The sequence below is a fragment of the Saccharothrix espanaensis DSM 44229 genome, from assembly GCF_000328705.1.
Classification (GTDB): Bacteria; Actinomycetota; Actinomycetes; order Mycobacteriales; family Pseudonocardiaceae; genus Actinosynnema; species Actinosynnema espanaense.
This window is the reverse complement of sequence record NC_019673.1, coordinates 4,891,603-4,912,724: the sequence shown is the minus strand read 5'-3', so window position 1 is coordinate 4,912,724 and position 21,122 is coordinate 4,891,603. Positions and strand designations below refer to the sequence as shown.

The following is a 21,122-nucleotide window of genomic DNA, read 5'->3' as shown; positions in this document are numbered from 1 at the left end:
TCCAGGGTCACGCCCGGTCGCGCAGGGACAGGTAGACGGCGCGGACGGCCAGCGTGCGCTCCACCTCGTCGATGATCGGCGCGAAGAACTGCTTGCGGTGGTCCGCGTCGCTCATCGAGGTGATCGCGAAGTACATGCTGCCGAACGCGGCGAACAACGTCGCGTTGCGCAGCATGGCCGTCGGGATCGCCGGCAGCCACTTGGAGTAGTTCGGCGGCGAGCCGATCCACTGCTCGGCGGTCTCCGGTGTGACCACCAGCAGGCCCAGCACCAGGAAGAACGCGAACAGCGCGAGCCCCACCAGCGCGGCCTGCACGAGCTGGCGGGTCGCAAGCATGAGCAGCAGGTTGCGGTTCTGCCGGCCGGTCAACGGGGTGGGGCGCAGGGGTTCGGTGATCGCGACGCCCGCCAGCGGCGTGCCCAGGCAGGCGGCGGTCAGCCGCTCCGGGCTCAGCTCCTGCTCCACCCGGCCGGTCTCGTCGCGCAGGCGCGCGGCGGCGGCCAGCACCGTGATCGCGCCGAAGAGCACCACCACGAGGGTGAGCCGCCACCACGCGAAGTTGTTCATGGCCTGCCACAGCTCGCCGGTGAAGAACAGGAAGAGGGTCACGAACAGCATCGCCGGCAGCGCGCGGCCCAGCAGCTGCACGCTGTTGCGCAGGTCGTAGACGGTGTGCCGGACGGCCCGGCGCAGCAGCCGGCCCAGGCCGTACGTGGTGGCCAGCAGCGTGCCCGCGAACACGGCGGCGAAGAAGATCACGAACCCCAGCAGGCCCACCGCGCTGCCGGCCGGCGGTGTCACGGTGTCGTCGACGACGAGCTGGAGCAGCGGGACGGCGACCGGCATCACCGCGTACACCACGAGGACCAGCACGCGCGCGGGGCGGGACAAGCGGGGCAGCCGGCGGACGACCAGGCGCAACGCGACCCACGTGGCCACCGTCGCCCCGAGCACGACGGCCAGCAGGTACCAGCGTTGGGCGCCGGCCGACTTGAGCGGCACCAGCCACGCGAGGCTCGCCAGCGTCACCAGGCCCAGGGCGGGCAGCATCCGGGGCAGCACGTGGCTGTCGAAGCCGTAGCCCTCGATCATCGTGGGCGTGCCGTCGCCGACGAACCAGTGCTCGGTCTTGCGGACCCGGGAACGGGTGGAGGTCGACGGCATGCGCCGATCATCCACCGCGACCGGCCGCCGCCGGTAATCGCCGGTGCCCCTCCCGCGGGCACCTCGTGCACCCGGCCGGCATCCGGTCCGGACAGTGGGACGGGAAACCGCTTGCCGGCATTGTTCACCCGGGCGGGTGCGCGGGGTCCCGGGCTCCCACCGCGGGTGAGATGTGCGACGCGCGCCACCGCCTATCGGATGAGTCCGGGGTGGGCGGCCGGGTCCGGCCGCGCCGCTCGGTCGGCGCAGCGTCCCGACCGCGCCGGGTCCGGCGTCCCGTGTGGACGGTCGTGGTCGGCGGATGATTTGCCGTCACACCGGGTTCGGCCCGATGCTGTGCGTCACCCCGACCACGTGCCGCGAGAAGCGGCAATCGGCGCACGGCGAATACGGAGGATTTTGTGACGAGAACGGTCGAACCGCGGTCGAGCCTGTCCACCCGCGCGGCCCGGACACTCGCCACAACGACCAAGAGCGTGCCCCAGATGCGGGCGATCACACCCCGGTACCTGTTGCGGGCGTTGCCGTGGGTCGACCTCGAAGCCGGCGCCTACCGGGTCAACCAGCTCGTCGACTACCGCGTCGGCGACGGCCGGATCAGCACCTCGCCCGGTGCCGACCCGCGCCCGGTGCCCGAGGACCTGCGCGAGCTGTGGTTCCTCCGGGACTGCCCGCCGGCGCTGCTCGAAGACGTCGCCGCGGCCTTCACCGCCGAGGTGGTCGGGCCGGGCGCGCTGCTCACCTCGGGCGACCGGGCCACCCGCCTGCACCTGGTGGTCAGCGGACGGGTGGAGTGCCACGGCACGTCGGCCTCCGGGCAGGACGCGCTGACCGGTGTGGCCGGCACCGGGGACTTCTTCGACGCGGACGCCTTCGCCGTCTGCGGCCCGTGGACGGTCGAGGCGCGCACCGCGACGCCGTGCCACCTGCTGGTCCTCGAACGGTCCCGGCTGGCCGAGTTCGCCGCCCGCGAACCCCGGCTCGACGGGCGGCTGCGGGCCGGGCCGGGGGAGCGGGCCGGGTCCGGCGAGGCGAAGGTGTCCCTGGTGGCGGGCCACGACGGGGAGCCGCTGCTGCCGCGCACCTTCGTCGAGTACACCGACGACCCGCGCGAGTACGAGCTCAGCGTGGCGCAGACCGTGCTCCAGGTGCACAGCCGGGTCGGCGACCTCTACAACGCGCCGATGAACCAGTACGACCAGCAGGTCCGGTTGACCGTCGAGGCCGCGCGCGAGGCGCAGGAGGCCGAGATCCTGACCAACCGGGACTTCGGCCTGCTGCACAACGTCACGCTCGCCCAGCGGGTGCACACCCGGACCGGCCCGCCGACGCCCGACGACCTGGACGAGCTGCTCCGGCTGGTCTGGAAGAAACCGGCGTTCTTCCTGGCCCACCCGGCGGCGATCGCCGCGTTCGGCCGCGAGTGCACCCGGCGCGGGGTGCCGCCCGCGGTGCTGGACGTGTTCGGCAGCCCCATGATCACCTGGCGCGGCGTCCCGCTGCTGCCCAGCGACAAGATCCCGCTCGACGGCAGCGCGGGCGGCACGACCAGCATCCTGCTGCTGCGCGTCGGCGAGGAGCACCAGGGCGTGGTGGGCCTGCGCCCGGCGGCGCTGGACAACGAGCGGGAGCCCGGCGTCACGGTCGAGCCGATGGGGCTGGACCAGCGGGGCATCAAGTCCTTCCTGGTGTCGTCCTACTTCTCGGCGGCGGTCCTGGTGGACGACGCGATCGGGATGCTGGAGAACGTCGAGGTCGGCAACTACCATGACTACCGCTAGGTACTGGCTGCGGGAGTCGGTCCCGGCGCGGGTCCCGGCCCCGCGCGCCGCGGACTTCCCGGTCGCGGCGATCCGCCGGGACTTCCCGATCCTGCACCGGCCGGTCGACGGGAACCCGTTGGTGTGGCTGGACAACGCGGCCACCACGCAGAAGCCGCTCGCCGTCGTGGAGTCCCTTGTGGACTACTACCTGCACGACAACTCCAACGTCCACCGCGGCGCGCACGCGCTCGCCCGCCGGGCGACCGAGGCGTACGAGGGCGCGCGGGCGAAGGTCGCGGCGTTCCTGGGCGCGGGCGGACCGGAGGAGGTGGTGTTCGTGCGCGGCACCACCGAGGCGGTCAACCTCGTCGCCGGCAGCTGGGGCGAGGCGGAGGTCCGGGCGGGCGACGAGATCGTGCTCACCGAGCTGGAGCACCACGCGAACATCGTTCCGTGGCAACAGCTCGCGCGGCGTCGGCGGGCGACGCTCAAGGTCGTCCCGATCGACGCGACCGGCGCGCTGGACCTCGACGCGTTCCGCGCGCTGCTCAGCCAGCGGACGGCGCTCGTCGCGGTCACCCACGCGTCCAACGTCCTGGGCACCGTCCCGCCGATCCGCGAGATGGTCGCGCTGGCCCACCGGTACGGCGCGCGCGTGCTGGTCGACGGCGCGCAGGCGGTCGGGCACTTCCCGGTGGACGTCCGGGCCCTCGACGTCGACTTCTACGTGCTGTCCGGGCACAAGATGTTCGCGCCGACCGGGATCGGCGTGCTCTACGCCAAGCGCGAGGTGCTCGCGACCATGGGGCCGTGGCAGACCGGCGGCAACATGATCGACCGCGTGACGTTCGGCGGGTCCACCTTCGCCGGCCAACCGCACCGGATGGAGGCGGGCACCGCCGACATCGCCGGCGCGGTCGGCCTCGGCGCGGCCGTGGACTACCTGCGCGGGCTGGACCGCGAGCGGGTGCGGGCGCACGAGCGGCACCTGGCCGAGCACGCGTGCCGGGCGCTCGCCGAGGTGCCGGGGCTGCGGCTGTTCGGCGCTGCGCCGGGCCGGGTCGCCGTGCACTCGTTCCTGGTCGACGGCACCGACCCGGTCGCCCTCGCGGCCCACCTCGACCGGCGGGGGATCGCGGTGCGGGTGGGCCACCACTGCGCCCAGCCCACCCTGGCCGCGTTGGGCGAGGCGGTGACCGTGCGCGCGTCGCCGGCCTTCTACAACACCACCGACGAGGTGGACGCGCTGGTCGGGGCGGTGCTGGAGTTCGTGGCCGGCGGGGTCAGACCCGGCCCAGCAGCAGGCGGGCGGCGGCCAGGTCGTCGCGACCGGTGAGGAAGGCGGTCAACGCGCCCCGGAACTCCTCGGTGTGCAGGGTGCCGTCGCCGTCGCCGTCCAGCGAGCTCAGCGCGAGCACCAGTTCGCGGCGGCGCGGGCTGTCGGCGAGCAGCCGGGCGTACTCGGCGGGGCTCACCTGGCCGTCGTCGTTGCGGTCGATCAGCCGGCAGATCACGTCGGCGACCCGGCCGTGCCCCTCGGCCGGGTCGGCCGGGCCGGGGTAGCGGCCGTCGGCCAGCGCGGCGCGGTAGGCGGCCAGGGCCACCCCGTCGTCGGGCGGGGTGCCGGTGGCGGTGACCAGCTGCCGCCACCACGAGTCGAACGCGGCGTGCACCTCGTCCTCGTCGGCCGCGTCGAGGTCGAGGTGGGTGCTCAGCTCGCGGGCCATGCCGAGCAGGTCCGCCCACCGCAGCACGCCGTCGCCGCTCTGGTCCAGGATCGTGGTGAAGAACTCCTCGGGCGCGCTGCCCGGCCGGGCGCGGACCTCGCCGGTGGCCCTGATCGCGGCCGAGGCGTACGGCAGGTAGCGCCACGGCTTGGGCACCAGGTCCATGACCGTGCGGATGGCGCGGTGCACCCCGGACACGACCAGGCCGGCGCCGGGCGGGCTGGTCAGCCGCAGCCGGCGCCGGTACACCTCGGGCAGCGTCGCCTGGGTGGCCTGCACGGCGGCGGAGACCATCACGTACCGCACCGGCGACCACACCACCTCCGGCAGCGGCAGCCCGCCGGGCACCGGGATCCGGAAGATGCTGCCGGACAACAGGTCCCGCACGGTCCCGTTGTCCTCCAGCTCCTCGGCCACCATGCGGTCGAAGTACTCGCGGAACTCCTCCAGCGTCGCGGGCTGGTCGCCCTCGGCCAGCCCGAACAGCCGGCCCAGGCCGCACCACTCGGCGTAGAACCGGCGGACCTCCTCGGGGGAGAGCGCGTCGCCGCCGAGTTCGTAGAGGGTGACGACGCCCTCGAACAGGGTCAGGTGCACCCAGGCGCGGGCGGCGTTGTCGGTGGCGGTGAACGGGCGGCCGTGCGCGTCGGTCCCCCGCATCCGGCTGTGCAGCCGTTCCAGCCGGGCCAGTTCGCGGCGGCGTTCCGCGGCGGTGCCGTAGACGTAGGTCAGGAGGCTCTCCACGGTGCGCTGGTAGCGCCGCCACGGCCGGGCGGTGTAGACCGAGAACTGGGACACCGCCGCGCCGATCTGCGGGTGCGCGGCCTGCAGGACCAGGGTCCGGTGGGCCACCAGCAGGTAGCGCCACTGGCCGAGGCGGTCCCAGGTGGCCGAGCCCGGTCCGAGCGTCTCCTGAGTGGTCATCCGGGAGGTACCTCCGAGGTGGTGGGAGCCCGGTCGAGAGCAGGCTGCCCGCATCGTCGATGATCGTCGGGGTGACCGGCAAGACCCCGTCAGCGTGCTCTGCGGTCACGCACGGCGACAGCCCGTGAGGTCGTCGGGGCGTTCTGCCGGCCGTGGGCGTTCCGCGGTGGTCCGCGTCCACAAGCGACTGTCCGGGCGCCGGGGCCGCGGTGATCCAGTGGTTGTGAAGGTTAGGCTACCCTTCATGGGTCGGGTGGTGGCACGGGTAGTGCGCACCCGGTCCGAGGAGAGGCGGGGTAGCGCTGATGTCTGTCACGACGACCGAGGTCGAGGTCGAGCCCTTCCGGCACTTCGACGCCGAGGTGCTGGCCGTGCGGTCGGTCGGTGCCAGCCTGGTGCGGGTCACGTTCGGCGGCGAGGGGCTGCGCGACATCACCACCAGCGGCCCCGACCAGCGGATCAAGGTCTTCCTGCCGCGCCCCGGCGAGGTCGTCCCGGACGTGCCGCGAGGACCCGACTGGTACGCCCGCTACCGGGAGCTGGCCGAGGCCGAGCGGCCGATCATGCGCACCTACACGATCCGGGCCGCGCGCGACGGCGAGATCGACGTCGACTTCGTCCGGCACGGCGACACCGGCCCCGCCTCCCGCTGGGCGGGCGTCGTGACGCCCGGCGACCGGGCCGTCCTGCTCGCCCCGGACCGGCGGTACCCCGGCTACCGCGCCGGCGAGCGCATCGGCGCGGACTACGTGCCACCGGCGGACACCGGGTGGCAGGTGGTGGTGGGGGACGAGACGGCGCTGCCGGCCATCTCGAACATCGTCGAGGCGCTGCCCGCCGACGCCGCGGCGCAGGTCTTCCTCGAAGTGCCCGCCGAGGGCGACCGGGTGGACTGGGCGCTGCCCGCCGGCGTCTCGGTCACCTGGCTGGTGCGCGGCTCCGGTGCTTCCGCCCTGTCGGCGGCCGTGCGCGCGGCGGTGCTGCCGGACGGGCCCGGGTACGTGTGGCTGGCCGGCGAGTCGAGCCTGGTCCGCGAGCTGCGCCGGCACTTCGTCACCGACCTCGGGGTGGACCGCAAGCGGGTCTGCTTCGGCGGCTACTGGCGGGTGGGCCGGTCCGAGGACACCGCCCACGAGCCGGACGAGGACTGACCGGGCCCGAAGAACCAGGCGGCGTTCGGGTGGGTCCGGGCCTGCCGACGTGTTGTGGCGCAGGTGCGGGGCGATCCGTCCTCCGGTCGATTGCGCCCGTCCGATCGGTGGCAGATGCTGCCCGCATGGGGGAGTGGCTGCGGGTGGTGCCGAACGGGAAGGTGACCTGGGACGTGGTCGGGCCGGCCGAGGTCGGCCTGGTCGCCGCCGCGATCGGCGCGGGTGTGTTCCTGGTGCAGGCCGGTGAGGTCGGAGGGACCGCTTTCCTGTTCCTGTTCCTCGGATCCGCCGGGTTCACGGTGTGGCGATCGGCGCGCGCCGGTGTCTACCTGGGCCCGCGTGGCGTCTTGATCTACAACGCGCAGAAGCGCGCGTACGTGGTGCCGTGGAACGAGGTCGTGCGGTTCGAGACGCGCCCGTTGCCGACACCCGACGGCGTCGGGGACAGCGACGCCATCTACCTGCTGAGTGCGAACGGCTCCCTGCACGAGACGCCGATCAGGCGGCGGCGCGGCTCCAAGGACAGGGGAGAACGCGGGTGGTCGTTCGCGGTGTCCTTGCCCACGGCGGAGTTCGGCTCGACGGTCGACCGCCTCAACGGCGCGGCACGCCCGTTCCTGCGCGGGCCGTGACGGTCGGTAGGGTTGCCCGGCGTGACCACCATCGACGACCTGGTATCGCTGGTACCGCCCCCGGCGTCGCCGGTCGGCGCGGAGGGTGACTGGCGGGCCGCGCAAGCGGCACTGGGGCTGCGCCTGCCGTCCGACTTCGCCGCGCTGACCGCCCGCTACGGCACGGGCGGGTTCGGCGACATCGGGCTGTTGAGCCCGTTCCCCACCGACCAGGGGCCGGGCGGCCTGGTCGCGCGCGGGCTCGGCCTGATCGAGGTCTTCGGCGAGCACCGGGAGGAGTGGCCCGAGGACGTCCCGCACCCGCTGCACCCCGAGCCCGGCGGCCTGCTGGAGTGGGCGCTCACCGGCAACGGCGACGCGCTGTGCTGGCTCACCGAAGGCGAGCCCGACGACTGGCCGACCGTGGTGTGGAACCCCCGCAGTGGTGCCGCCCGCTACGAAGTCGGCGCGGTCGGGCTGTTGCACGGCTACCTCAGCGGGCGGCTGGACGTCCCGCTGCTGGGCGCCCCGCCCGCCGTGCCGTGGTTCGACGCCCACCGCGAGCTGTCGCACGTCCACGTCCGACTGTCCGAAGGCGAGGGTTCGCACGGGGATCGCCTGCGGATCCTGCGCGACGCGCTGCACCCGACCGCGGACCGGGGTGGGTTCGACGACGGCGAGGGCAACCGGCAGGACCACTTCAAGGCCGTCGACCGGGACTGGCGGCTCACCTACGAGAACTGCTACGGGCACCAGGTCCGCGTGGCGTTCCCGCCGGGGGACGAGGTCGGGGCCCGCGCGGTGATCCTCGCCGCCGTCCGGGAGATGGGCTGCGACGTGCTCTCGGCACGGACCATCGAGGGCGAACCGGTCTGGTCCGACTGACCGCGGGCGTCCCCCGGAGCGGAACCGAAAGGCCGCCGAGGGCGTCGGACGTGGCGTGGCTCAAGGTCGAATGACGGCTCGGATCGCGGCGGTGGTGGCGGTCGCCGCTGCCTTGGTGGTGGTCAACCCGGCGGTGTCGGGGGCGTGTGCTTGTGGTGCGTTCGTCGCGAACGACAAGCTGCGCACGCAACAGGAAACAGCGCTGGTCGAGGTGAACGGGCGCACGGAGTCGATCACCCTGGCGGTGCAGACCCGGTCCGAGGCGAAGCAGGCGGCGTTCCTGATGCCGGTGCCCGCGCGCGCCCGGTTCGAGGTCGCCGACGGCGGGCTGTTCACCGAACTCGACCAGGTCAGCCGCCCGGACACGGTGGAGCGCGAGGTCGTCGTGCAAGGTGACGGCGTCGGCGGCTCGGCACCCGGGCGCGGCGCGACGGTCGTGGACCGGGTCGACGTCGGGCCTTACGACGTGGCCCAGCTCAGCGGCACCGACGTGTCCGCCGTGACGGAGTGGTTGGGGACCAACGACTTCACGCTGCCCGAGAAGCTGGGTGGGGCGCTGCAACCCTACCTGGCGGAGGGCTGGCTGGTCGTCGCGGTGCGACTGTCACCGGCGTCCGGCAGCCTCTCCGACGGCCTGCCGCCGATGCGCCTGACCTTCGAGACCGACACCCCGATCTACCCGATGCGGCTGTCGAAGACCGCGGAGCAGGTCCAGCCGCTGCGCCTGTACGTGCTGGCGGACCACCGCGTCGACATCGGCAACCCCGCGCCGAAGGGCGACGCGCCGGAGCTGACCTTCGCGGGTCGCTTGGAGCCGGACGCGCAGCACCCGAAGCTGTCCGCGCTGCTGACCACCCCGCGCTTCCTGACCCGCTACGACGGCGAGTTCCGGCCGGAGCACATCACCGACGACGTCCGGATCACCCGCGCCTCGACCGACGAGCCCTACCGCGCGGTGGTCGAGGTCGTCAAGATCGTCCGGTCGCCGTGGCCGCCGGCCAACGTCCTGATCCCTGTCGGCGGCGCGCTGGTCGTCGCGGCGGGTGTGGCGTTCTTCCTCTGGCGGCGCAGCAGGAAAGCCGCCTGATCCCCCGAAGCTCCACAGTGGACGGACCGCCGTCCGGACCGGCCGAGGGGCGGCCGGTCCGGACGGCGGCGGTCACGCGACGTCGAACCTGTCCAGGTTCATGACCTTGTCCCACGCGGCCACGAAGTCCCGCACGAACTTCGCCTGCGAGTCGTCGCTCGCGCAGACCTCGGCCACCGCCCGCAGCTCGGAGTTCGAGCCGAACACCAGGTCGACCCGGCTGCCGGTCCACCTGACCTCGCCGGTGGCGCGGTCGCGGCCCTCGAAGGTCTCCGCCTCGCGCGAGGTCGGCTTCCACTCGATGCCCATCCGCGGAGAGCACGGCCATCCGAGGGCTTGTCACGCGCAGCGACGCCCCGCGCAGCAACTGCTCGAAGTCGGACGCCGTGGGCACGCGCCGCAGTGTTGTTCAATTTCTGGAGTCAATCAAGTCTGCGCGAGTAGACGAAGGACACAGTTGACGCGACGCGCCCCGGCGGCGAGGCCTCGGGATCCACTTCGGAGCGTGGCGCAGAACGCGGCGGCCCGATCAGCGGGCCAGTGCCCGGCGGAGTTCGACGCGCGAACCGGTGCCCGTCGTGGTGTGGGCGTCGTGGCTCGCGACTTCGAGGCTCATCAATACCTTGGGTGCGAGCCCCACCAGCGCCGGGGGCCGGGCCGGGTGGACAGGCCCGGCCCTCACGCCTCGGTCGCCGCCGCGTGGACCAGTGGCGGGGCCAGGCTGTCACTGCGGTCGGTAGGGGGCGGGCAACCCAGTCCAGGGCTCCTTCACCCCGCGCGGCGACCTGGCGTGGGCGGTCGCCGCCGGAGTCGACCTGGCCGATGGGATCGTGCTGGTGAAGCCGTCGTTCGGCGGGGAATGCGCTGCGGCCGATTGTCCGACTCGGTCAGGCTTTCGCCAGTCGGTATTCGTAGCTGGATCCGGAGGTGGAGCAGTTGTTGCCCTGCCGGGACGCGGTGTAGGTGTAGCCGGATGGAATGTTGCAGGCGTAGACCCCGGTCAGGTTGTAGTTCACCGGGTCGAGCAGGTAGTACTCGAAGCGCCAGGCGCAATTGGTGTTGATCCGCACGGCCGACCAGGTGAAACCGGCCGGTGGGCTGCACGCCCAGGACCTGTGCAGACCGCTGGTGCCGACGCCGTCCGCGGTCGGGCCCCCGGCTTGCGCCGCAGCCGCTGAATTGCCCGCGACGACCGATGCCGCGACGGCTGCGAAGGCCAGCGCGGCCATTCCGATCCGGCGGGTGGTGGCAGTGTTCATTATTCTCCCTGGCGAAGCGCGATAGTTGTCGTCGGGTCCGGTTCGACGGGGTTCATAAAAGTCGATCCGGTGAAGTCGCAGTACCGCCGAAAGGCCGTTCGCGGCTCGACGGTCCGAAGTGGACTGTCCCGCGCCCCTTCGTGACCGCTGTCCGTCGTGACCGCCGTTCGGCGGCGGGGCGGGCGACGCGATCGGACGGCGCTTGTAACCGTCTGCGTGATTCCCCGCGACCGCAGATCGGTGCCAGGGTGGAGGTCGGCGACGACCGGGGGTGAGGCGTGGGCGGTGGGCTGATCGGCGCGCGGGTGAGCCGCGCGGAGGACGTGCGCATGCTCACCGGGCGCGCGGTGTACATCGACGACATCCGGCCGCCGGGCGTGCTGGAGGCGGCCGTCCTGCGCAGTCCGCACCCGCACGCCCGGATCGTCCGGGTCGACACGGCGGCGGCGGCCGCGCACCCCGGCGTCTTCGCCGTCGTGACCGGCGCGGACGTGCGGTCGGTGGTGCGCCGGCCGCAACCGGTGGTGTGGCGGCTCTCGCCGGACGCGCCGCAGCCGGTCGCCTACCCGCTCGCCGTCGGGAAGGTCCTCTACCCCGGCCACGGTGTGGCGGCCGTGGCGGCGGTCGACCGGGCCACCGCCGAGGACGCGCTGGAACTGGTCGAGGTCGAGTACGCGCCGCTGGCCGCCGTCACGACGCTGGAGCAGGCGCTGGCCCCGGACGCGCCGCGCCTGCACGAGGACTGGCCGGACAACGTCGCGGGCCGCACCGTGGTGGCGCAGGGCGATGTCGGAGCGGCGTTCGCGGCGGCGGACGTGGTGCTGCGCGAGTCGTTCCGGTTCGCCCGCCAGATGGGCACGCCGCTGGAGACGCGCGGCGTCGTGGCGACGTGGGACCCGTTCACCGCACGCCTGGACGTGTGGCTCAACACCCAGGCGCCGCACCTGGCCCGTGAACTGTTCGCCGAGGTGCTGGGGCTCTCGGTGGACAAGGTGCGGGTGCGCGTGCCGGACATCGGCGGCGGGTTCGGCAACAAGTTCGACTTCTACGGCGACGAGGTGGTGGCCGCCGTCCTGTCCCGGGCGGCGGGACGGCCGGTGAAGCTGGTCGAGGACCGGCGGGAGAGCTTCGTCGCCACCGTGCACTCGCGCGAGCAGCACATCGACGTCGAGATCGCGGCCCGTGCCGACGGCACGATCACCGGGCTGCGCGGCACCTTGCACGGCGTGCTCGGCGCGAACTTCAGCACCGTCGGCGTCAGCCCGTGCTGGACGGCCGCGGCCGTCATGACCGGGCCGTACGCGATCCCGGCGTACGAGATGAACGTGGTCGCCGTCCTCACCAACAAGACGCCGTACGGCTCGTACCGGGGTTACGGGCTGCCGAAGGCGAACTTCGTGCACGAGCACATGGTCGAGGCGCTGGCCCGGCGGCTCGGACTCGACCCGCACGACGTGCGGCGGCGCAACTTCGTGACCGAGTTCCCCTACCAGAGTCCCGTTTTCGTCTATGACAGCGGCCGTTACGCCGAGTGCCTGGACCTCTGCCTGGACGCCGTGCGGCAGGCCGGGTGGGCGGATTTCGTGGCCGAGGCGCGGGCCGGCGGCGCGCACGTCGGCGTCGGGTACTCGTTCCAGAACGAGGTGGCCGGGTTCGCGCCGTCCCGGATCGTGAACCTGGCCGGGCTGGACCACTCCGGGTTCGACGAAGCCGTGGTGCGCATCGACTCCACCGGGCACGTCACCGTCCACACCGGACAGACGTCGATGGGCCAGGGCATCCACACGGCGTTGGCGCAGGTCGCCGCGCACGCCTTGGACGTCCCGCTGGACCACGTCTCGGTCGTGGCGGGCGACACCGACTCCAGCCCCTACACCGGGTACGGCACGGCGGCGAGCCGGGCGGCGGCGGTCGGCGGGGCGGCGGTGCTCAACGCGGCGACCAGGTTGCGCGCCAAGGTGTTGCGCATCGCCGCGCACATCCTCGAAGCCTCGCCGGCCGACCTGGTGATCGCCGACGGCGTGGTGTCGGTCGCGGGCGCGCCGGGCTCGGCGGTGAGCTTCGCCGCGATCGGCGACGCGGCCTACCGGCGGCCCGCCGGCGTGCTGCCCGAGGACGAGGAGCCGACGCTGCACGAGCGCGAGGTCTACGACCCGGTCAACGTCGTCACCGCGTTCGGCTGCACGGCCGTGCTCGCCTCGGTCGACGTGGAGACCGGCGTGGTGAACCTGCTCGGCTACCTCATCGCGCACGACTGCGGCACGGTGATCAACCCGATGATCGTCGAGGGCCAACTGGCCGGCGGCGCGGTGCAGGCCATCGGCGGCGCGCTGTACGAACGGCTGGCGTACGGCCCGTCCGGCGAGGCGCTGACCCGGTCGTTCGCCGAGTACCTGCTGCCGACCGCGGCGGTGGTGCCGCCGATCGGGATCTCGCACCTGGAGACGCCCGCCGAGCACGTCCCCGGCGGGTTCAAGGGTGCCGGCGAGGCCGGGGTGATCGGTGGCGGCGCGGCGATCGCGCACGCCGTGGAGGACGCGCTCGCGGAGTTCGGGGTGCGCATCACCGGGTTGCCGATCACGCCGCCGGACCTGCTGGCGGCGATTCGAGCGGGAGGTGGCCGGTGAAGGCCGCGCCCTTCGAGTACCTGCGCCCGTCCTCCGTGGCCGAAGCGGTGGCGGCCCTCGGACCTGGCTCCGCCGTGCTGGCGGGCGGCCAGAGCCTGGTGCCGCTGCTGAACCTGCGGGCCCGGCGGCCCGCGCTCGTGGTCGACGTGTCCTGGCTGCCGCTGGCCGGCGTCGAGCGGACCGCCACCGCGCTCGTGCTCGGCGCGCTGACCCGGCTCCGCGCCGCCGAGACGTCGCCGGTCGTGCGCCTGGCCGCGCCGTTGCTGGCCGAAGCCCTGACCCACGTCGCGAACGTGTCCGTGCGCAACCGGGGCACGGTCGGCGGCAGCGTCGCGCACGCCGACCCGGCGGCCGAGCTCCCGGCCGTCCTGCTCGCGGCGGACGCGGTGTTCACCGCGCACGGTCCGGCCGGCACCAGGACGATCGACGCCCGTGACTTCTTCCTCGGCCCGCACCGCACCGCGCTCGCCGCCGATGAGCTGCTCACCGCGATCCGCGTCCCGCTGCTGCCGTCGACCGCCCGCCACGGCATGGCCGAGCTGAGCCGCCGCCCCGACGACCTGGCGCTGGCGGCGGTCTTCACGTCGCTGGTGTCGGCCGACGGCGTCGTGACCGACGCCCGTGTCGCGGTGGCCGGCGCGGCACCCACGCCGATCCGCGCGCACGCCGCCGAGCGCCTGCTGCGCGGCGCGGTCCCGACTCCGGACGTGCTGGAGGCGGCGGCCGAAGCGGCGGCGGCCGAGACAGACCCGGTCGACGACGTGCACGCGCCGGCCGCGTACCGGCGCGACATGACGGCCGTGCTGACCCGCAGGGCACTACGACAGGCGGTGACCGAGTGAAGATCAGCGTCACGGTGAACGGCCGCGCGCAGGAGGCGGACTGCGAACCCCGCCGCACGCTCGCCGACTTCCTCCGCCACGACGTGGGTTTCACCGGTGTGCACGTGGGCTGCGAGCACGGCGCGTGCGGCTCGTGCACGGTCCTGCTGGACGGCGCTACGGCCCGGTCGTGCTGCGTCCTGGCGGCCCAGGCGGAAGGCAGCGAGGTGATGACTGTGGAGGGCCTGGCGACCACGGAGCTGAACCCGCTCCAGGAGTCGTTCCGCCGCCACCACGCGCTGCAATGCGGTTTCTGCACGCCCGGGATGCTCGCGGTGGCCACGGAACTGCTGCGCGACAACCCGACACCGACCGAAGCCGAGATCCGCACCGCGATCACCGGCAACCTGTGCCGCTGCACCGGCTACAACGCGATCGTGAAGGCGATCGCCGCGGCCCGCGACGAGAACCGGCGGCGCGCGGACGGGCCGCCGGGCACCGCCGGTCCCGGGAGCCAGGGCGTGTCCGCCGGGTCGTGATGGCGCGGAACCGCTTGCGGCAGCCGCGCCCGCGACGGGGCGGAGGGCCGCCCTCGGGCCGCCGCCGACGTCAGGGCGTGCGGCCGGCGGCCAGCGTGCCGATCAAGTCGGACAGGAGCCGGTCCCGGAACGCGGTGGCGGTGCTGCCGTGGATGAGTTCCTGGGCCGTGGTGCCCTCGTGCAGCGCGGTGAGCAGGCGGGCCACGTCGCGGGCGTGGTCGGGGGTCAGGTTCGGCAGCGACCGGACGAGCAGGTCGGCCATCCCGGTGGTCAGCCGGTCCTCGTGCGGGGCGAGTTCGGCGGCCAGTTCGGGCGTGCGGGCGGCGTGCAGCGTGAACTCCATGGACACCAGGAACCACCGGTGGTTCTCCCGCCGGTGCGCGCCGACCCGGTCGATGATGTGCCGGACCGGGTCGGCGCCGGGGGAGACCTCGGCGACGGCCTGGGCCATGTCGGACAGCACCCGGTCGGCCTCGACGTCGAACAGCGCCAGGAACAGTTGTTCCTTGTCGCGGTAGTTGGAGTAGAAGGCGCCCCGCGTCAAGCCCGCGTGCCCGCAGATGTCGCTGATGGACGTCGCGTGGAAGCCGCGTTCGACGAACAGCGCACGGGCGCTGTTCATCAACGCCGTCACGGTTTTCGGGCGGGTCTTCGTGGGCGACTTCGGCATCGGCCTCCCGTCAGGGCGTGGGGTAGTCGTCGTAGAACCCGGCGCCGCTCTTGACCCCGAGGCGTCCGCGGTCAATGTAGTCGCGCAGCAGCACCCGGGGACCTTCCGGGTACTCCGGGTGCTCGGCCGCGTAGTGCTCCTCGATGTCCAGCACGACGTCGAGCCCCACCTGGTCCATCATCCGGAAAGGACCGCCTTTCATGCCGGTGTTGACCTGGAACATGCCGTCGACGTCGTGCGGGGTGGAGACGCCCTCCGCCACCAGTTCGAGGCATTCGCGCTTGATGGCCGCCCACACCCTGTTGAAGATGAACCCGGTGCTCTCCTTGCGCGCCTCGAAGGGGTGCACGCCGTACTCCGGCAAGGTCGCCATCATGAAGTCGAGCACGTCCCGGTCGGTCTTGCCGCTGGACATCACGTCGACCGCGTTCTGCGTGGGCGGCATGTAGAAGTGCACGTTGAGCACGCGTTCCGGGTGCTCGACGCGGTCGAGGAACAGCCTGCTGGCGTAGGACGACGAGTTGCTGGCGAGCACCGCGTCGGCCGGGGCGAGTTCGTCCAACTGCCCGAAGACCCGGGTCTTGAGGTCCAGCCGCTCGGGAACGGCTTCCACGACCAGCCACGCGTCCGCGACGGCGGCGGCGAGGTCGTCGGTGGCCGACACGGTGCCGGGGGTGCCGTCGGGGATGCGGGCGGTGACGGCGTCGAGGTTCTGCCGGACGTAGTCGACGGTGGCCTCGCGCTGCGGCCCGGCCGGGTCGTAGACGCGCACCTCGCCGCCGCGGGTGGCGAGCATCAGGGCGATCCGCCGTCCCAGGGTGCCCGCGCCGATGACGGCGGCCGGGCGGGTCCGGTGGTCGGTGGGCACGGCGAAGCTCATCGGGATCACTCCTTCGGGTGCTCCCCGCGCGGGGAGCGTGTTCCGGCGGCCACACCCGGGCGCGGCCCCGGCTAGAACGAGTACGGTATGTATCCGATACAGACTGTACTCTTCGGAGGCCGACATGCACACTGACAAGCTCCTCCGCCACCCCGTGACCCCGCTGACAGCGCCGCCCTACCCGCTGCGCGCCACCCGGTTCGTGGACCGGGAGTACCTCAACGTCGTCTACCGCACCGACCCGGACGCGCTGCGGGCCGTGGTGCCCGAGCCGCTGGAGGTCGTCGAGCCGCTGGTGCGGTTCGAGGTCATGCGCATGGGCGACGTCGACGGCTACGGCCCGTACACCGAAGCCGGGCAGGTCGTCGCGGTCCGCTTCGACGGCGAGGACGGCGAGTACCTGCACGCGATGCACCTCGACAACGTCGGCGCGATCCTCGCCGGACGGGAGCTGTCCGCCTACCCCAAGACCGGCGGCCGCCCGCGACTGTTCGCAGAGGACGGTGCGCTGGTCGGCACGCTGGACTACGGCAGCCAACGCGTCGCGACCGCCACCATGGCCTACAAGCACCAGCCGCTGGACCACGACCAGGCGCGCGCCCAGATCGCCGTGCCGACGTTCGCGGTCAAGAGCACCCCCGACTACTCCGGCGGCCTGCGCGTGTGCGACCTGGTCCGCACCGAGATCACCGACATCACCGTCAAGCAGGCGTGGCAGGGCCCGGCGCGCCTGCAACTGCTGGCCCACGTCATGGCACCGCTGGCCGACCTGCCGGTGCTGGAGGTCGTGTCGGCCTCCCACGTGCTGACCGACCTCACGCTGGCCCCGGTCGTGCCGGTGCACGACTTCCTGCGCGCCTGAAGATCGCGCCGGATACCACGCCGGCGGTGCCCGGACCAGCGCGTTCGGGTCGGTCACCCGAGCGTGGTGCGGTGGATTGTCGGTGGTCGCGGGTAACTTGTACGCCGTGAATGTTGGGGAACGGATCCAAGGACTCGCCGACCGGATCGTGGCGCTGCGCGAGGCGTACTACCAGGGCACGCCGTTGGTGGCGGACGCCGAGTACGACGTGATCGAGGACGAGCTGCGGGGCCTGGTGGAGGCCAACCCGGAGCTCGCGCCCGATCCGAACCCGCTGGAGCAGGTGGGCGCGCCGGCGGTGCTGCACGCCCCGGTCCGGCACTCGCGGCCGATGCTGTCGCTGGAGAAGGCGACCAGGCCCGAGCAGGTCGCCGCGTTCTTCGACCGGTTCCCCGGTCAGTCGGTAGTGGTCATGCCCAAGCTCGACGGCCTGTCGCTGGCCCTGGTCTACGAGAACGGCCGGCTGGCCCGCGCGGTCACCCGGGGCGACGGGACGACCGGCGACGACGTGACACCGCTGGTGCGCGCGATGGTCGACGGCGTGCCGGAGCGGGTCGACGCGCCCGGCCGGGTCGAGGTGCGCGGCGAGGCGGTGATGCTGCGCTCGACGTTCGCCGCCTACAACGCCGCGCACGTCGACAAGCCGCTGATCAACCCGCGCAACGCCGCCGCCGGCACGCTGCGCGCCAAGGACCCGGCCACGGTCGCCGGGCGGCGGATGCAGTACTTCGCGTTCGACCTCGACACCTCCGAGGGCGGTGCCGCGGCCGACCTGGAGCACGGCCTGCGCGCGCTCGGGTTCGACGTGGCCGACATGCGGCACTGCGACGACGCGGAGTCGGCGCAGGCGGTCATCGGCGAGATCGAGACCCGGCGCAACGACCTCGACTACGACCTGGACGGCGCGGTGCTGCGGCTGGCCAACCGGGACGCGTTCGCCGCCGCCGGGACGCGCTCGAACTCGCCGCGCGGCGCGCTGGCGTTCAAGTTCGCCGCCGAGGAGAAGACCACCGTGCTGTCCGATGTGGTCTGGGACGTCGGCAAGACGGGCAAGATCGTGCCGGTCGCGCACCTGGAGCCGGTGTTCGTCGGCGGGACGACGGTGACCAAGGCGACGCTGGCCAACCAGGAGGTGATCCGCGCCCGGGACGTGATGATCGGCGACACGGTGCTGATCCGCCGCGCGGGCGACGTGATCCCGTTCGTGGCAGGCGTTCTCGACCCGGCCGCGCGCACCGGCGCGGAGCAGGAGATCGTGCCGCCGGTCGCCTGCCCGTCGTGCGGGCAGGCGGTGGTCGAGCAGGGCAACAGCCGGGAGCTGTTCTGCACCAACGTGGCCTGCCCGGCGCAGACCGTGCGCCGGCTGATCCACTGGGCGTCCCGCCCGGCGGCCGACATCGAGGCGGTCGGTCCGGTGTGGATCGAGCGGCTGGCCGAGGCCGGGATCCTGGAGCGCCCGTCGGACTTCTACACCCTGACCAAGGAGCAGCTGCTGGAGTTCGACCGGATCGGCGAGACCTCTGCCCAGCGGATGATCGACTCCATCGCGACCAGCCGCGCCGTCGGCCTGCGCCGCGCGCTGATCGGCCTGGCCATCCCGATGGCCTCCGAGGGCACCGCCGCCCGGCTGTGCCGCGCCGGGTTCGGCTCGCTGGAGGAGGTCGCCGACGCCGGCGAGGAGCGCCTGGTGGCCGTGGAGGACATCGGCCCGAAGGTCGCCGCGTCGCTCACCGAGCACCTGACCCGGCTGCGCCCGGAGCTGGAGCGGTTGCGGGAGCAGGAGGTCTCGCTCGACGTGCGCGAGGAGGACCTGCCCCCGGTCGTCGCCTCCGACGCGCCGCTGGCGGGCAAGACGGTCGTCATCACCGGCTCGATCAGCGACCCGCGCTCGGGCGAGAAGATCCCGCGCCCGACGTTCCAGCGGATGTGCGAGAAGGCCGGCGCGACCACCGCGTCCTCGGTCTCGGCGAACACCGACATGCTGATCACCGGCGCGGACGTCGGTGAGGGCAAGCTCACCAAGGCCGAGAAGCTCGAAGTCGCGGTCGTGGACCAGGGCGAGATCTGGCCCCTCCTGATCGCCGCCGGCATCGCCTGACCCCGCTGCCCGCCATCCGTCCACAGCGGTCTGGACGGATGGCCCGCCTCGTCCGGCCTCGTCGGGTATCCGCACCCGCTGCGGCCCGCCGGCGGCCCGTCCTCCGGCCGTCCTCCTGCTGCGGTCCTGCTGCTGCGGTCCTGCGGGGGGAGACCGGCCGGAGCCGGTGGTGTTCGCCTTGGCGGGCCCGGCGGCGGGAGCGACCCGCCGCCGGGCCCGCCAGGCGTCGCGCGGTCAGCCCGCGCGGGTGATCCAGTCCCCGAGGTGCGGGGCCTCGGCTCCGATCGTGGTGTCGTCGCCGTGCCCGGTGTGCACGACGGTGTGCTCCGGGAGCACCAGCAGGCGCTGGGTGATCGACTCGATGATGGTGTCGAAGTCCGAGTACGAGCGGCCGGTCGCGCCCGGACCGCCGTGGAACAGGGTGTCGCCGGTGAAGACCGCGCCCAGCTCCGGGGCGTGGAAGCAGCACGCGCCGGGCGCGTGGCCCGGGGTGTGCAGGACGTGCAGGGCGGTGCCCGCGATCTCCACGACCTGCCCGTCGGCCAGGTCGCCGTCCGGGGCGACCGTCGGGTGGACCAGGTCCCAGAGCACCCGGTCGGCCGGGTGCAGCAGGACCGGGGCACCGGTCGCGGCGGCCAGGGCGGGGGCGACCCGGACGTGGTCGTCGTGCGCGTGCGTGGCCAGGATCGCCTTCACCTCGCGACCGCCCACCACGTGCAGGATCTTGTCGACGTCGTGCGGCGCGTCGATGATCACGCACTCCGCGTCGTCGCCGATCACCCACACGTTGTTGTCGACGTCGAAGGTCTGCCCGTCGAGGCTGAACGTGCCGCGCGTGACGCCGTGGTCGACGCGGGCCATCAGAACACCACCACCGAACGCAGCACGTCGCCGTGGTGCATCTTCGCGAACGCCGCCTCCACGTCGTCCAGCGCGATGGTCTCGCTGACGAACGCGTCGAGGTCGAGCCGGCCCTGGAGGTACAGGTCGATCATGTACGGGAAGTCGCGGGACGGCAGGCAGTCGCCGTACCAGGACGACTTGAGCGCGCCGCCGCGCGAGAAGAAGTCGATCAGCGGCATGTCGATCCGCATGTCCGGCGTCGGCACGCCCACCAGGACCACGGTCCCGGCCAGGTCGCGGGCGTAGAACGCCTGCCGCCACGTCTCCGGTCGGCCCACCGCGTCGATCACCACGTCCGCGCCGAACCCGCCGGTCAGCTCCTGGACGCGCGCCACGGCGTCCTCGGCCGAGGCGTCCACCGTGTGCGTCGCGCCCAGGCCGCGCGCCCACTCCAGCTTCCGGGGGTCGATGTCGACCGCGACGATCGTGGTGGCCCCGGCGAGCCGGGCACCGGCCACCGCCGCGTTGCCGACCCCGCCGCAGCCGATGACGGCGACGCTGTCCCCGCGCGAGACGTTGCCGGTGTTGACCGCCGCGCCGAACCCGGCCATCACGCCGCAGCCGAGCAGCCCGGCCACGGTCGGCGACGCCTTCCGGTCGACCTTCGTGCACTGCCCGCTGTGCACCAGCGTCTTCTCCGCGAACGCCCCGATGCCCAGCGCCGGCGACAGCGGCGTGCCGTTGGCCAGCGTCATCGGCTGGGACGCGTTGTGGGTGGCGAAGCAGTACCAGGGCTTGCCCTTGAGGCAGGCCCGGCACGTGCCGCAGACCGCCCGCCAGTTGAGCACCACGAAATCACCCGGCGCGAGGTCGGTGACACCCGCGCCGACCGACTCCACGACCCCGGCCGCCTCGTGGCCGAGCAGGAACGGGAACTCGTCGTTGATGCCGCCCTCCCGGTAGTGCAGGTCGGTGTGGCAGACCCCGCAGGCCTGCACCTTCACCACGGCCTCGCCCGGACCGGGGTCGGGGACGACGACGTCCACCACCTCGACCGGAGCGCCCTTGCCCCGTGCGACCACGCCGCGAACCGTCTGAGCCACGAAGTTCCTCCTCGAATGCGTGCAGTCCGAGTCTGTTCTATGCCACGCCCCCGTGCACGCGAAAACCGCCCCTCGCCCCTCCACAATGGAACACGCCACCCGCCACC

General features: G+C 73.1%; 18 protein-coding genes and 1 pseudogene. 11 read left to right on the top strand and 8 right to left on the bottom strand.

The window, feature by feature from the left end; genetic code table 11:
* Window positions 1-7: 7 nt before the first annotated feature.
* Window positions 8-1,165: an ABC transporter ATP-binding protein gene (locus BN6_RS21770; protein WP_015101888.1), complete on the bottom strand. Its 1,158-nt coding sequence runs from the start codon at window positions 1,163-1,165 to the stop codon at window positions 8-10.
* A 401-nt stretch (window positions 1,166-1,566) separates the two neighbouring features.
* On the opposite strand from BN6_RS21770, the gene BN6_RS21765 reads away from it, so the two are divergent.
* A complete protein-coding gene (locus tag BN6_RS21765) occupies window positions 1,567-2,946 on the top strand; it encodes a family 2B encapsulin nanocompartment shell protein (RefSeq protein WP_015101887.1) in 1,380 nt (459 codons plus the stop codon).
* On the top strand, window positions 2,933-4,264 hold the full coding sequence (locus BN6_RS21760) for a cysteine desulfurase (RefSeq protein ID WP_015101886.1): 1,332 nt from the start codon (window positions 2,933-2,935) through the stop codon (window positions 4,262-4,264). Before BN6_RS21765 ends, BN6_RS21760 begins: the two co-directional genes overlap by 14 nt.
* Here the strand turns inward: BN6_RS21760 and BN6_RS42205 are convergent.
* A complete protein-coding gene (locus tag BN6_RS42205) occupies window positions 4,212-5,579 on the bottom strand; it encodes an oxygenase MpaB family protein (RefSeq protein ID WP_015101885.1) in 1,368 nt (455 codons plus the stop codon). The genes BN6_RS21760 and BN6_RS42205 overlap by 53 nt on opposite strands.
* A 305-nt stretch (window positions 5,580-5,884) precedes the next feature.
* Here BN6_RS42205 and BN6_RS21750 point away from each other — a divergent pair, with 305 nt between their 5' ends.
* The 4 genes from BN6_RS21750 (at window position 5,885) to BN6_RS21735 (ending at window position 9,313) form a co-directional block, all read left to right on the top strand.
* Window positions 5,885-6,730, top strand: coding sequence for a siderophore-interacting protein (locus BN6_RS21750; RefSeq protein ID WP_015101884.1), 846 nt, complete (start codon window positions 5,885-5,887; stop codon window positions 6,728-6,730).
* Window positions 6,731-6,855: 125 nt separating this feature from the next.
* On the top strand, window positions 6,856-7,362 hold the full coding sequence (locus BN6_RS21745) for a hypothetical protein (RefSeq protein WP_041313579.1): 507 nt from the start codon (window positions 6,856-6,858) through the stop codon (window positions 7,360-7,362).
* 21 nt (window positions 7,363-7,383) lie between these two features.
* Window positions 7,384-8,226 carry an SMI1/KNR4 family protein gene (locus BN6_RS21740; protein WP_015101882.1) on the top strand — a complete coding sequence of 281 codons (843 nt, stop codon included), beginning with the start codon at window positions 7,384-7,386 and terminating at the stop codon, window positions 8,224-8,226.
* 70 nt (window positions 8,227-8,296) lie between these two features.
* Complete coding sequence (locus BN6_RS21735) at window positions 8,297-9,313, top strand: DUF2330 domain-containing protein (protein WP_015101881.1); 1,017 nt, start codon at window positions 8,297-8,299, stop codon at window positions 9,311-9,313.
* A 72-nt stretch (window positions 9,314-9,385) separates the two neighbouring features.
* On the opposite strand, the pseudogene BN6_RS21730 reads toward BN6_RS21735, so the two are convergent.
* Window positions 9,386-9,622: pseudogene (locus tag BN6_RS21730) on the bottom strand (catalase/peroxidase HPI); the annotation flags it as partial.
* Between the two features lie 578 nt (window positions 9,623-10,200).
* Complete coding sequence (locus tag BN6_RS21725) at window positions 10,201-10,572, bottom strand: hypothetical protein (RefSeq protein WP_015101879.1); 372 nt, start codon at window positions 10,570-10,572, stop codon at window positions 10,201-10,203.
* Between the two features lie 278 nt (window positions 10,573-10,850).
* Here BN6_RS21725 and BN6_RS21720 point away from each other — a divergent pair, with 278 nt between their 5' ends.
* The 3 genes from BN6_RS21720 to BN6_RS21710 are packed head-to-tail and all read left to right on the top strand — an operon-like array spanning window position 10,851 to window position 14,559.
* A complete protein-coding gene (locus tag BN6_RS21720; RefSeq protein WP_015101878.1) occupies window positions 10,851-13,199 on the top strand; it encodes a xanthine dehydrogenase family protein molybdopterin-binding subunit in 2,349 nt (782 codons plus the stop codon).
* Window positions 13,196-14,041 (top strand): FAD binding domain-containing protein, encoded by an 846-nt coding sequence (locus tag BN6_RS21715; protein WP_015101877.1) that lies wholly within the window; start codon window positions 13,196-13,198, stop codon window positions 14,039-14,041. Before BN6_RS21720 ends, BN6_RS21715 begins: the two co-directional genes overlap by 4 nt.
* The gene (locus BN6_RS21710) at window positions 14,038-14,559 is read left to right on the top strand and encodes a (2Fe-2S)-binding protein (RefSeq protein ID WP_015101876.1); all 522 of its coding nucleotides are present in this window, start codon (window positions 14,038-14,040) and stop codon (window positions 14,557-14,559) included. The genes BN6_RS21715 and BN6_RS21710 overlap by 4 nt, the downstream gene beginning before the upstream one ends.
* A gap of 70 nt (window positions 14,560-14,629) precedes the next feature.
* Here BN6_RS21710 and BN6_RS21705 read toward each other — a convergent pair whose 3' ends face one another.
* Both BN6_RS21705 and BN6_RS21700 read right to left on the bottom strand, forming a co-directional pair.
* Window positions 14,630-15,229, bottom strand: coding sequence for a TetR/AcrR family transcriptional regulator (locus BN6_RS21705; protein ID WP_041313576.1), 600 nt, complete (start codon window positions 15,227-15,229; stop codon window positions 14,630-14,632).
* A 10-nt stretch (window positions 15,230-15,239) separates the two neighbouring features.
* Entirely contained in the window at window positions 15,240-16,109 is an 870-nt protein-coding gene (locus BN6_RS21700; RefSeq protein ID WP_041313573.1) for a 3-hydroxyacyl-CoA dehydrogenase family protein, read from the bottom strand.
* Between the two features lie 124 nt (window positions 16,110-16,233).
* On the opposite strand from BN6_RS21700, the gene BN6_RS21695 reads away from it, so the two are divergent.
* Together BN6_RS21695 and ligA are read left to right on the top strand one after the other, a co-directional pair.
* Window positions 16,234-16,971, top strand: coding sequence for an acetoacetate decarboxylase (locus BN6_RS21695; RefSeq protein ID WP_041313571.1), 738 nt, complete (start codon window positions 16,234-16,236; stop codon window positions 16,969-16,971).
* Between the two features lie 106 nt (window positions 16,972-17,077).
* Window positions 17,078-19,069 carry an NAD-dependent DNA ligase LigA gene (ligA, locus tag BN6_RS21690; RefSeq protein WP_015101872.1) on the top strand — a complete coding sequence of 664 codons (1,992 nt, stop codon included), beginning with the start codon at window positions 17,078-17,080 and terminating at the stop codon, window positions 19,067-19,069.
* Between the two features lie 234 nt (window positions 19,070-19,303).
* Here ligA and BN6_RS21685 read toward each other — a convergent pair whose 3' ends face one another.
* Window positions 19,304-19,933 (bottom strand): MBL fold metallo-hydrolase, encoded by a 630-nt coding sequence (locus BN6_RS21685; RefSeq protein WP_041317628.1) that lies wholly within the window; start codon window positions 19,931-19,933, stop codon window positions 19,304-19,306.
* A complete protein-coding gene (locus BN6_RS21680) occupies window positions 19,930-21,015 on the bottom strand; it encodes an S-(hydroxymethyl)mycothiol dehydrogenase (protein ID WP_015101870.1) in 1,086 nt (361 codons plus the stop codon). The genes BN6_RS21685 and BN6_RS21680 overlap by 4 nt, the downstream gene beginning before the upstream one ends.
* Window positions 21,016-21,122: the final 107 nt, after the last annotated feature.